This is a genomic window from Psychromonas sp. SP041 (genome assembly GCF_000470315.2).
Lineage (GTDB): Bacteria > Pseudomonadota > Gammaproteobacteria > Enterobacterales > Psychromonadaceae > Psychromonas.
In genome coordinates this window covers 120190-132021 of the sequence record NZ_CBRF02000003.1, presented here as the reverse complement: position 1 = coordinate 132021, position 11832 = coordinate 120190, and the positions used below count along the sequence as shown (strand labels likewise).

10 protein-coding genes are annotated in these 11832 nt (G+C 36.7%); 6 read left to right on the top strand and 4 right to left on the bottom strand.

The window, feature by feature from the left end; translation table 11 throughout:
* Positions 1 to 29: 29 nt before the first annotated feature.
* Together dnaB and SP041_RS03010 are read right to left on the bottom strand one after the other, a co-directional pair.
* Positions 30 to 1430, bottom strand: a complete 1401-nt coding sequence (gene dnaB, locus SP041_RS03015; protein ID WP_025562535.1) for a replicative DNA helicase — start codon at positions 1428 to 1430, stop codon at positions 30 to 32.
* Between the two features lie 26 nt (positions 1431 to 1456).
* The gene (locus SP041_RS03010) at positions 1457 to 1813 is read right to left on the bottom strand and encodes a diacylglycerol kinase (RefSeq protein WP_025562533.1); all 357 of its coding nucleotides are present in this window, start codon (positions 1811 to 1813) and stop codon (positions 1457 to 1459) included.
* Positions 1814 to 2009: 196 nt separating this feature from the next.
* Between SP041_RS03010 and plsB the strand changes: the two genes are divergently transcribed.
* From plsB to recQ, 6 genes are all read left to right on the top strand, one after another.
* Complete coding sequence (plsB, locus tag SP041_RS03005) at positions 2010 to 4331, top strand: glycerol-3-phosphate 1-O-acyltransferase PlsB (protein WP_025562532.1); 2322 nt, start codon at positions 2010 to 2012, stop codon at positions 4329 to 4331.
* Between the two features lie 8 nt (positions 4332 to 4339).
* Positions 4340 to 4735 (top strand): rhodanese-like domain-containing protein, encoded by a 396-nt coding sequence (locus tag SP041_RS03000; protein WP_025562531.1) that lies wholly within the window; start codon positions 4340 to 4342, stop codon positions 4733 to 4735.
* Complete coding sequence (locus SP041_RS02995) at positions 4728 to 5363, top strand: YigZ family protein (protein ID WP_025562530.1); 636 nt, start codon at positions 4728 to 4730, stop codon at positions 5361 to 5363. Before SP041_RS03000 ends, SP041_RS02995 begins: the two co-directional genes overlap by 8 nt.
* A 3-nt stretch (positions 5364 to 5366) precedes the next feature.
* Complete coding sequence (locus SP041_RS02990; protein WP_025562529.1) at positions 5367 to 6824, top strand: TrkH family potassium uptake protein; 1458 nt, start codon at positions 5367 to 5369, stop codon at positions 6822 to 6824.
* A 3-nt stretch (positions 6825 to 6827) separates the two neighbouring features.
* Positions 6828 to 7424 carry a menaquinone-dependent protoporphyrinogen IX dehydrogenase gene (gene hemG, locus SP041_RS02985; protein WP_081695306.1) on the top strand — a complete coding sequence of 199 codons (597 nt, stop codon included), beginning with the start codon at positions 6828 to 6830 and terminating at the stop codon, positions 7422 to 7424.
* A 110-nt stretch (positions 7425 to 7534) separates the two neighbouring features.
* Positions 7535 to 9337: a DNA helicase RecQ gene (gene recQ, locus SP041_RS02980; RefSeq protein WP_025562527.1), complete on the top strand. Its 1803-nt coding sequence runs from the start codon at positions 7535 to 7537 to the stop codon at positions 9335 to 9337.
* A 486-nt stretch (positions 9338 to 9823) separates the two neighbouring features.
* Here recQ and SP041_RS02975 read toward each other — a convergent pair whose 3' ends face one another.
* Positions 9824 to 10804 carry a metal-dependent hydrolase gene (locus tag SP041_RS02975; RefSeq protein WP_025565911.1) on the bottom strand — a complete coding sequence of 327 codons (981 nt, stop codon included), beginning with the start codon at positions 10802 to 10804 and terminating at the stop codon, positions 9824 to 9826.
* A 121-nt stretch (positions 10805 to 10925) separates the two neighbouring features.
* Complete coding sequence (locus SP041_RS02970) at positions 10926 to 11279, bottom strand: hypothetical protein (RefSeq protein WP_025565910.1); 354 nt, start codon at positions 11277 to 11279, stop codon at positions 10926 to 10928.
* Positions 11280 to 11832: the final 553 nt, after the last annotated feature.

The following is an 11832-nucleotide window of genomic DNA, read 5'->3' as shown; positions in this document are numbered from 1 at the left end:
TCTAACGATAGTATTTTGTTTTTAACAGGTTACTCATCACCATGATAAGCCGTACCCGTGTAATCATCAAAGCGAGAATAACGCCCTTGGAACGTTAAACGTACTTTACCAATTGGGCCGTTACGTTGCTTACCAATGATTATTTCAGCAATGCCTTTATGTTCACTGTCTTCGTGATAAACCTCATCTCGGTAAATAAACATAATTAAATCGGCATCTTGCTCAATCGCGCCCGATTCACGTAAATCTGAGTTAATTGGGCGTTTATCTGCACGTTGCTCAAGACCACGGTTTAACTGTGATAGGGCAATAACAGGGCAACGTAATTCCTTTGCTAATGCTTTTAAAGAACGTGATATTTCAGAGATCTCTAAGGTACGGTTTTCACTTAACGAAGGAACACGCATTAACTGTAAGTAATCGACCATGATCATGCTTATTCCACCATGATCACGAGCAATACGACGAGCACGTGAGCGTAACTCGGTCGGAGTTAGGCCAGAGCTATCATCAATAAACATCTTTCCGCGATCTAATAGAATCGACATAGTTGACGATAAAGAAGCCCAATCATTTTCATCTAATTGGCCCGTACGAATTTTACCTTGGTCAATGCGCCCTAAAGAAGCCAACATACGGTTCATGATTTGGTCTGAAGGCATCTCTAATGAGAAAATAATGGTTGGTTTGTCAGCGTTCAAAGCCGCATGCTCTGCTAAGTTCATTGCAAAGGTGGTTTTACCCATCGATGGACGTGCCGCGACAATAATTAAATCGCCTGGTTGGAAACCAGTGGTCATTTGGTCTAAATCATTATAACCCGATGATAGGCCTGTAATACCGTCACGTGGGTTTTTACATAAGTCATCAATCTTTGCGACAGTCTCCTTGAGAATGTCTTTAATAGGTTGAGGACCTTCATTTTGATTATTACGGGCTTCAGCAATTTGGAATACTTTAGTTTCTGCAAAGTCTAATAACTCCGCACTATCGCGCCCTTCAGTATCATATCCGGCTTCTGCTATATCATTTGCAACGCCGATTAACTCTCTAACAATGGCACGTTCACGTACGATATCTGCATAGTTATTGATGTTGGCTGCACTAGGGGTGTTTTGTAATAGCTCTGCTAAATAAGCGATGCCACCGACACCTTCTAATTCTTGAGTATCTTCTAGTTTTTCAGATAAGGTGACGATATCAACAGGAATATCATTACTGCTGAGTTTTTCAATGGTAGAAAAAATAAGACGATGTGCTCGAGTGTAAAAGTCACGATCTACAACACGCTCAGAAACATCAGACCAAGTATCGTTATCTAATAATAAGCCTCCAATAACCGCTTGTTCTGCTTCAAAAGAATGAGGGACAGTTTTAATGGGAGAATTCATATTATTTTTTTGTTTAGTAAAAGCAGGTTTATCCGCCATATTAAAATCCTAATGAGTAAAGTGGGTTAAAAAAACAGGATTTCTATCCAAATATAAGCGGTTAAAGCTAAAGCAATTAACACTGCTGCTGAGCCCATATCTTTGGCGCGACCAGCTAATTCATGGAATTCGGTTCCAACTCTATCAACTACGGCTTCAATGGCAGAGTTAATTATTTCAAATATGATCACAAGTACCACAGGTGAAATTAATAGAATACGTTCTATTTGAGATACTTCTAAAATAAATGCAATAGGAATTAAAATAACGGCCAACAAAATTTCTTGGCGAAAAGCGGCTTCATGTTTAAAGGCACTTTTAATCCCTTTTATTGAATAACCGAAGGCCAAAAATATTCGTTTTAATCCAGTGTTTTTTTGCATTTACCGGTAATCTCATGTGCGTAGGTTTAAGCTTGACACTTTAACAAATAGACATCGTTTGGTCATCAATTAGCTGTGTATTGATGATAATGATTTGTTAGTTATCGCAGAACGACTTGCAACGCCTATACGCTCTAGCGTGGTATGTTAAACTCGCATCATAAAGTAACAAAATAATAATAAAAAAGGAAAGTATGTGTTAGCTAAAGGTTCATTTTGGTCGCGGATGGTTAGTCGATTTTGGGTAAAGAGTGTGGTTGTGCCACAAAACCCTCTCATAGAGTTAAAATTAGATTTATCGCGTCCTATTGTTTATGTGTTAGATCAAAATAGCGCGAATGACTTATTAGCATTACAAAAAGCATGTCGAGAGCATGCGTTACCGGACCCTTATCTGCCCTTACAAGTCCATGATACTACATTGTCTGCGGTTATTTATTTGCATGATGGGTACCTTTTTACCAAAAAGCCATTACAGCAAGAGCAATCTACTTATTTACAACAATATCAACAGCTATCCGACCTACATCTAAAGTACGAAAATCTTGATGTACAGCTGGTTCCCGTTACTTTTTTCTGGGGGCGAAACCCTGGAGTACAAAACCCACGACAAGCATTTTCTGGCAATAGTAATGTTAGCTTTTTCCAAAAATTATGGTCAATCCTCACTGCCGGAAATGATCACCTAATTCGTTTCAACGCGCCTATTTCGGTCAAAATGTTGTTAGGCAAAAATAACGATTCAACACAACAAGCTTATAAATTAGCGCGTGTCGCACTCCATTATTTTTCGACTCAACATCGTTCTAGTCGTGGCCCTCAAATCCCTAATCGTAAAAAAATGATTAAACAAGTTGTTGCTAGTGAGAAAATGCAGCAAATAATTAAACAACAAAGCATCGAAAGTAATGAGTCTGAAGCGGTTATTCGTAAAAAGAGCCATGCTTATTTAGAAGAAATTAGCAGTAACTTTTCATATCGATTTTTACGTGTCTTCCGATTTATTTTAAGTAAAGTCTGGAATGGTATTTACCAAGGTATAGAAGTTAACCATGCGCAAGCTGTACGAGATGCTACACAAAGCGGTGCTGAAATTATTTATATGCCTTGTCACCGCAGTCATATGGATTATTTATTACTTTCTTACTTGTTATACGGCGAAGGTTTAGTTCCTCCACATGTTGCAGCCGGAGTGAATCTTAACTTTTTTCCAGCTGGTGGTATTTTCAGACGTTCTGGCGCGTTCTTTTTACGTCGTAGTTTTAAAGATAACCCACTTTATGGGAAGGTGTTTAAAGCGTATTTTGCCATGTTGTTTAAACAAGGTTATCCCATTGAGTTCTTTACTGAGGGGGGACGTAGTCGAACAGGGCGTTTATTGCCCGCTAAAACGGGCTTGCTTGCGATGAGCGTACAAACCTTTTTAGATCAGCCTGAAAGAAATGTAATGATAGTGCCAGTATATATAGGTTATGACCATATCATGGAAGTAAGCACTTACATGAAAGAGCTTTCTGGACAGAAAAAAGAAAAAGAAAGTGCTTGGCAAGTGCTAGGTATTTTCAAAAAGCTACAAAACTTTGGACGTGCTTTTGTTAATTTTGGAGAGCCAATTAATCTAAAGCAATATTTTGATCAGCAACAGCCTAGTTGGCGTGAGCAAGCTTTATCTGAACAAGCGTTTCAGCTGCAAGTTAATCACCTTGCTAATAATGTGATGCAAGGAATTAACCAAGTAACAGCGGTTAATGCACTGCCTTTATGTGCTGCTATTTTATTAGCAAGCGCTAATTATCAACTAGGTAAACAACGCATGCTGACCTTGTTACAGTTACACCAGCAGTTATTAGCTCAGATGTCTGAAAGTACGGGAATTACTTACCCTAAACTGTCGCCTGAATTAATTTATCAACAAGCATTAGCGATGAATAAGTTTTCTGAATCTAATCATGTAGTGAGTTGTGACCACCAACAAAGTACGTATTTAACTTATTACCGTAATACAGTGGTACATGTATTTGCGTTACCGTCATTGCTCAGTTATGCATTAATAAAGTTAAATAATAAAAGTAGTGAAGATGCTGAAATAAATATTATTCAAGTAATTGATTTAATCACTAAGTTATTAGGATTTGTTGAAGCTGAATATTTTTTAAAAGACTCATCAGAAGCACTTGAAAAAAGAGTGTTAGACTTATTAGTTGAATTTAAAGCTGCGAATTTAATTACCTTTGACGGTAATATACTATCCTTGAGTAACACTGCATCATTACAAGTATTAAGTGATCACTTAAGTGAGACACGCTTACGTTACCATTGTGTATTAAGCTCGTTATCTGAAAATGTGACACAAACGGATGAAACGTTAATTCTCGCAACTAAAGATAAGTTAACAGGAAAAAGCATTGAGCCTTTTGATGAAAAAGTCATTAAAGTGTTTATTAAACAACTCGATAGACATAATCTAACGCTCCCACAAGTTGAAGAATTACTGACTTGCTTATCTGCTAAAGAATAGGAATAAATATGTTATTAGATGGAAAAGAGCTGGTTGAATCATTTCGTACTCAAGTTAATGAAGTTGAATGTGCAACCGTTAACCAGCATTTACAAAACAATCAGTCTTTATTGTTTATTGATATCAGAGAAACAGAAGAAACAGCACTTGGTTACGCAAAGGGAAGTTATTTAGTCCCGCGTGGTGTGTTAGAAATGCAGTTGAGTAACTTACCTATTTATAACTCATTAATTAATGAAGTCTCCTCTGCTGAGCAATTGCCGATTTATTTACTTTGTCGTTCTGGTGCTCGCAGTGTTTTAGCGGCTGCTTCTTTACAACAAATGGGATATCAAAACGTTCATTCAGTTGCTGGTGGTTTTCTGGCTTGGCAATCACAAGGGTTTTTAATTGAAAGTGAATAAACCCTATTTTATCTTAAATAAACCTGTTTTTTTTGAAGAAGAGATTAAAAAAAGTCGATTTTTAACTTTTATCTGTCCGGCTAAGGGAAAAATAGCTGCAATGAAGTTCCTTGCTGAAATGAAAATATTACATAGAGATGCAGGTCATCATTGCTGGGCTTATATCGGTGGTAGCCCTGATGATAGTGTTAATATGGGGTGTAGTGATGATGGAGAACCGAAAGGCACTGCTGGAAAACCAATGTTAGCCGTATTACAAGGGACTCATGTTGGAGAGTTGGTTGCGGTAGTCGTTAGATACTCGGGCGGCATTAAGTTAGGTACTGGAGGTTTAGTGCGTGCGTATAGCAATGGTTTACAACAATTGTGTCCTACCATGCCTACATCTGAAAAACGTTTTTTTGAGCGATTTGAGTTACAATGCTCATATTCTCAAATGGCAACCTTAGAACATCTACTGGAATCAAATTCAGGACGAATTATTAACGCTAATTACGAGCAATCAGTTGTCGTGTTAATAGAGGTAGATAGTGAGCAGGTCGATATTTTTAAGCAAAAATTACAATCATTGATGCAGGGACAAGTCATTGCAAAGAAAATTAATACGTCAGTTGTTGAGCTGGGCTAACTAGTGGCTATTCGCTCTATTATCAGGATCGTCGCGATGCTGATTGGGTTATTTAGTTTAACTATGCTGCCGCCTGTATTTATCGCATACATCTACCAAGATGGCGGCGGTAATGACTTTTTGGCCGCTTTTTTTGTTACTTTAATCATTGGTTTTTTCTTTTGGATTCCAAATAGACGTCATAAAAGCGAATTAAAAGCCCGGGAGGGTTTTTTAATTGTCGTGCTCTTTTGGGCAACTCTAGGCAGTGTCGGTGCAATCCCTTTCTTAATGAGTTCTAGTGTTGATATGAATTTGGCCACGGCTTTTTTTGAGTCATTTTCAGGTTTAACCACTACCGGCGCAACGACCATTGCAGAGCTCAATGATTTACCTAAATCTATTCTTTTCTATCGCCAAATGCTGCAATGGTTCGGTGGTATGGGGATCATTGTATTAGCCGTTGCAGTGTTACCGATGTTAGGGATCGGTGGCATGCAGTTATATCGAGCAGAGACGCCAGGTCCTGTTAAAGATTCTAAAATGACGCCTCGAATAGCAGAAACAGCAAAAGCGTTATGGTATGTTTATTTATGCTTAACAGTGGCTTGTATGTTGGCTTTCTGGCTTGCAGGCATGAGCTTGTTTGATGCACTTGGACACAGTTTTTCAACCGTATCCATTGGGGGGTTCTCCACTTATGATGCGAGTATGGGACACTTTGATAGTGAAATAATTAATATCATTACCGTGGTTTTTTTAATTATTTCCGGTATTAATTACGCCTTACATTTTACTGCCTTCTCAGCTAAAAAATTCAGCTTGGAAGTTTATCGACGAGATCCTGAAGTACGTGCTTTTATCTTCATTCAAGTCTTGTTAACTAGCATCTGTTTTCTAGTTTTGATAGATCATGATGTTTATAACTCCATCGAAACAACTTTTTCACATGCAATGTTCCAAGCCGTTTCTATTGCGACAACCGCTGGTTTTACGACGACTTCATTTTCAGATTGGCCTTTGTTTTTACCTGTCTTGCTTATTTTTGCCAGTTTTATTGGTGGCTGTGCTGGTTCAACAGGTGGTGGTTTAAAAGTTATTCGAGTCTTATTGCTTAACTTACAAGGGCAACGAGAATTAAAACGTTTGGTTCACCCTAAAGCGGTTTATAAAATAAAATTAGGTAATAAAGCCTTACCTGACCGAGTAGTTGAAGCGGTTTGGGGGTTCTTTTCTACCTATGCTTTAGTGTTTATTGTTTGTATGTTGGCTTTATTGATGACGGGGATGGATGAGCTCAGTGCTTTCTCTTCTGTCGTTGCCATGTTAAATAATCTTGGCCCTGGGCTCGGTGAAGTTGCGTTACACTTTAATGATGTCAGTGATGCCTCTAAATGGGTGATGATTATTGCCATGTTATTTGGACGATTAGAAGTCTTTACCTTATTAGTATTATTTACACCTGTATTTTGGAAAAATTAAATTATGTCTATTGAAGCTAAATCTAACGACGCTATAACTGGTGAAGCAGTGCCTAACGAAGCAACGCCTAGCGAAACCATTTCTAACAACACTTTAGTTTTATACTCTTCTGTTGATGGGCAAACTTTAAAAATTATCAATCATATCAAACAGTCTATTCTTGGTGATGTGACGGTATTAAACATTGATGATAATACACAGATTGATTTCTCTTTGTATCAAAAAGTATTAGTGGGTGCTTCTGTTCGTTACGGTAATTTTCGTCCGAATATCATCAAATTTGTCAATGAACATAAGCAACAGTTAGACGCTATATCGAATGCTTTTTTTGTGGTTTGTTTAACTGCACGCAAGCCTGAAAAAGCAATTCCTGAAAATAATGCTTATATGAAAAAGTTTGATCAACTATCAGAATGGCAACCACAGCTGAAAGGCGTATTTGCAGGTGCTTTATTATATTCTCGTTATAATTGGTGGCAAACACTGTTAATTCAATTAATTATGAAGATGACTGGTGGTAGTACTGATAAAACACAAGACTTAGAATTAACCGATTGGCAGAAAGTGGATATATTTAGCAAGGAATTTAGTGCATTATAGCCTCTTCTAAATCAGAAAATTTAGGCTGAAATATTTATGCCGCTGATTTACAATGCATACCCTTTTATCCGCTTAGACTATCAATAGGTTGCTATATTTTGAACCAGAGTATGACGAGTACTGCACATAACGTTTTATTTGATGTGTTTGGTTACAAGCAATTTCGTGATGGTCAAGAAACGGTCATTAACGACCTTATTGCAGGACGTGATGCATTAGTTGTGATGCCAACAGGTGGTGGTAAAAGCCTGTGTTTTCAAATTCCTGCTTTAGTAAGAGAAGGGATTTGCATTGTTGTTTCCCCTTTAATCTCTTTAATGAAAGATCAGGTAGACACACTAAGAGCCTGTGGTGTAGCAGCTGCTTACCTTAACTCTAGTTTGTCTTATCAAGAACAAAACGACATCATTAATTCTCTACATCGTGGTCAGTTAAAACTATTATATGTAGCGCCGGAGCGTTTATTACGCCCTGATTTTATCGGTCGTTTACAGCACCTTCCAATCAATTTATTTGCCATAGATGAAGCGCATTGTATTTCATCATGGGGTCATGATTTTAGGCCTGAATATGCGCTGTTAGGCAATCTAAAAGAATATTTTCCAAATATTCCGTTAGTCGCATTGACTGCAACGGCAGATCACGCAACGCAACAAGATATTTTACAGCGTTTAAAGCTTCAGGATCCGTTAATAGAAATTCGTAGCTTTGATCGTCCTAATATCGAATACTTATTGATTGAAAAATATCGCCCATTAACACAACTCTTTAATTATCTAGACCAACATAAAGACGAAAGTGGCATCATCTATTGTACCAGCCGTAAACGCACAGAAGAGATAGCAGGAAAGCTTGCTGCTAAAGGCCTTAACTCTCGCTGTTATCATGCTGGTTTGCCTTTAGAGGAGCGTCAAAACGTACAAGATTTATTTATTAAGGATGAAGTCGAAATTGTGGTGGCGACTGTTGCCTTTGGAATGGGAATTGATAAACCTAATGTGCGTTTTGTTGTGCACTATGAAATTCCTAAAAATATAGAATCTTATTATCAAGAAACAGGTCGAGCAGGGCGCGATGGTTTACCCGCACAGGCAATGTTATTTTATGACCCAGCAGATCCTGCGCGTATAAGAAGCTTATTAGAAAAGAACCCAAACCAAGAACAACTTCGTATTGAGTTACATAAACTGAATACCATGGTTGCCTTTGCAGAAGCACAAACTTGCCGTCGTCGCGTAGTATTAAATTACTTTGGTGAATACAGCCCTAAAGCCTGTGGTAACTGTGATATCTGCTTAGATCCGCCACAAAGTTATGATGCGACGATAGACGCTCAAAAAATTCTTTCTTGTGTTTACCGTACAGGGCAATACTTTGGGATCACTCATGTAGTTGAAGTACTGCGTGGCGCTCAAACTGCCCGTGTCAAAAGCCTTGGTCATGATCAGCTATCGACTTTTGGGATAGGTAAAGATAAATCAACGGAACACTGGTTTAGTATCGCTAGACAATTAATTCACTGTGGATTGTTAATGCAAAACTTAACGCGTGGTTCTGCGTTACAGCTAACGGAAGCGGCCCGTACCGTCTTAAAATCTGAAAATAGCTTAATGTTAGCGGTGCCAAGACTACAACTAGTAAAAACGACTGCGAAACAAAAACGTCGTAGCGTTTCTGCCAATGCAGACAGTAAATTATTTGCTAGGTTACGCCATTTACGTAAAAAAATAGCAGATCAAGAAAACTTACCTCCTTACGTTATTTTTAGTGACGTATCTTTATCGGAGATGAGTGAGTTAATGCCTACCAATGATTCTCAGTTTCTTTCAATTACGGGTGTTGGCCATATTAAGCTAGATAAGTATGGTGAAGAATTCCTCTCTGAAATTAAACAATACGTTGATACTTTGTAAAAGGTACCAAGGTATTGTTTAAGCTTAAATTAATACTACTTTCAAACTAATACCAAAAGAATTAATAAGGTGATCATTCTTGCTGGTTAAAATTACCCCTAACTGCGTTGTGAGTTTTGAAGTGAAAACAACTATCTCCTACAACTCACGCCTTATTAGTGTTAATTTTTCCTGCGCAATCTCTGATCACTTATTTAATTCCATTGGTATAACTTGTTCTCAAATAATCTCTGAAATTAAACATTAAGTTTTATTTTATACCGATTACATTAAATATAATGTCTAAATTTTGAGCTGGAAAAACAGTTCAATTCAAGGCGTAAATTGAGCCTTTCAAAAATTAACTTCGTTAATCGTCTATCGGAGAATTAACCAAAAGATGCTAATTCTTTAATGGTTGTTCCTTTTACGAAATTTACAACGAGGAAGTGAGCTGTTCTAACAAGTAAAATAGATAAGTTATTTATTGTGATTGGTATTATAAGTCTATTTTTGTGTATTCCTTAAAAAGTGCATTAACTCAGTTAGCTTGCTTAAATTAATAACAGGCTCTGGCATTTTTTGAGACTTAATTTCTTGCCAATTATTTTTGTCCTCAGCTATCCTGAATGAAAAAGGATAATACTCTCTTAAACCAATACGCAGATCGGTAGCGATCAACTGATTGTCCAATTCTTTAAATTGTAATAAACCACCACTAAACCATTCCAACCGTTGCAACCCTGTTGAATCAAAATTATTGATTAATGATCTTCCTGTGTCGTATGTTTGCCATGATAAAGGTTGGTTATTGAATGCTGTTGTAAAGCTTACATAATAATTATCGTCATGGTAGCTAAGTACCTGCCAAACCAGCGTATTAAATGGTGTTGGTGCAATGAATAAGTGACCACTTTTTGCAATAGGATCGTGTGTTAATCTTTGTTGGATATTCCAAAATTGCACTTGGCCAAGTACTAAATATGCACAGCTGAACGCTAACATTATTCGGTTTATTTTTTGCCACTTTACAGCTTTCTCTCGAAACCATAGACCAATAACAGCAAGTATTAATGGCAATGTATAAAGAGGATCGATAATGAAGATGCTAGACCAAGAAGTAGGTTGAATATCTAATGGCCACAATAATTGCGTTCCATAAGTGGTGAAAGCATCTAAAAGAGGGTGGGTGATTAACGGTAAAAAAATAACTAAAAATAATGATTTTTTGTGTGCAGATAATGTAGGTTTAAAATATAAAGCCAGCCAATATAAAAATAGACTTAAGGCACTTAAAGTAAATAATGAATGGCTGAAGCCGCGATGTAGAGTAAAGTCTTCAATCGCGGTTTCATAAGACAGCAATACATCTAAGTCAGGCAAGGTACCTAATAATGCACCTGTGATTAATACTTTACGTCCAAAAGGCTTGATACCAACAGCACCAGAAACACTTGCCCCTAAAACAATTTGAGTTAAAGAATCCATACTTGCTCTTGTTTTTTATCGTAAGGCCTAGTGTAATGTAATGAGTACTAATCACAAACCATCTCGAGTGAAATGATTGGTATTACTTTGTCTTTATTATTCCAGCCATTATTAACCGTTATTATTTAAAATCATTTAAGCGTTTTAATATCGCCTCAAATACATTTGGCGGTATTTTATGCTCAATTTGATTGAGTTTATTATGCTTAAAGGTTTCACTTAAAAATACGCATAAATAAGTCAGAGGTGCATGGGCAAATAATTTAGGGTTTGCTAAATAATCACTACCTCTATGATTCATCCAAGCTGCATTATCTTCTTGATTCATAAATTGATTGCGCATAATTGTTTGCTGTAATTTTTCTAATAATTGGTGATAACTGAAATTATCATGCTTAAAGTCGCCCTGGTATGATGCAATCAGGTTGATGGTGGTTTGTTTCGGTAAGCTATTAAGTTGATGTATATTACTCATTTTCGAATCCTCTATAGGTTTGAATTTAAATAATGTCCAGTGATGGTGCTTTCGATAAAAATAACTAAATGATTGCTGAAAATTATTTTGATTGTTTTTCGAGCAATATCTAGTCTGTTAAATTAGCATATAATGATGACATTATTGTTACGCAACTCTATATTTTTGAGTATTTTTTCATTGAATTTAGACTTATTTTTCTCTGGTTTTTTTGAGCAAATGTTCAAATATATATAATAGGGAAGATAATCAGAAAGTAGTCATTTTTAAAAAAGAGTATTTGAAGTGTGTTTTATTCGATATGATTTTATACCAATAACAATGCATCATTAATCTATTTTAGTGGCTAAAAAACGCAGAGTAGGTATTTAATGTCGCTCTTAATATAATTGGTATTAATTTTAAGGAGTGTTGCGACTTGATTTGAATTCCAAAACTAACAATTGAATAAAGCTCCTTGAACGGTAGCAGGTCTATATTCAGATAATCGAGTGGTTGGTAAACGAATAGAAGAAAAGTATTACAAAATATTCGACTGAATAATAGTTAAACT

Excerpts from the sequence above, each read along its gene's own strand:
- dnaB (WP_025562535.1), bottom strand. The coding sequence starts at position 1,430 with ATGGCGGATAAACCTGCTTTTACTAAACAAAAAAATAATATGAATTCT.
- SP041_RS03010 (WP_025562533.1), bottom strand. The coding sequence starts at position 1,813 with ATGCAAAAAAACACTGGATTAAAACGAATATTTTTGGCCTTCGGTTAT.
- SP041_RS03000 (WP_025562531.1), top strand. The coding sequence starts at position 4,340 with ATGTTATTAGATGGAAAAGAGCTGGTTGAATCATTTCGTACTCAAGTT.
- hemG (WP_081695306.1), top strand. The coding sequence starts at position 6,828 with ATGTCTATTGAAGCTAAATCTAACGACGCTATAACTGGTGAAGCAGTG.
- recQ (WP_025562527.1), top strand. The coding sequence starts at position 7,535 with ATGACGAGTACTGCACATAACGTTTTATTTGATGTGTTTGGTTACAAG.
- SP041_RS02975 (WP_025565911.1), bottom strand. The coding sequence starts at position 10,804 with ATGGATTCTTTAACTCAAATTGTTTTAGGGGCAAGTGTTTCTGGTGCT.
- SP041_RS02970 (WP_025565910.1), bottom strand. The coding sequence starts at position 11,279 with ATGAGTAATATACATCAACTTAATAGCTTACCGAAACAAACCACCATC.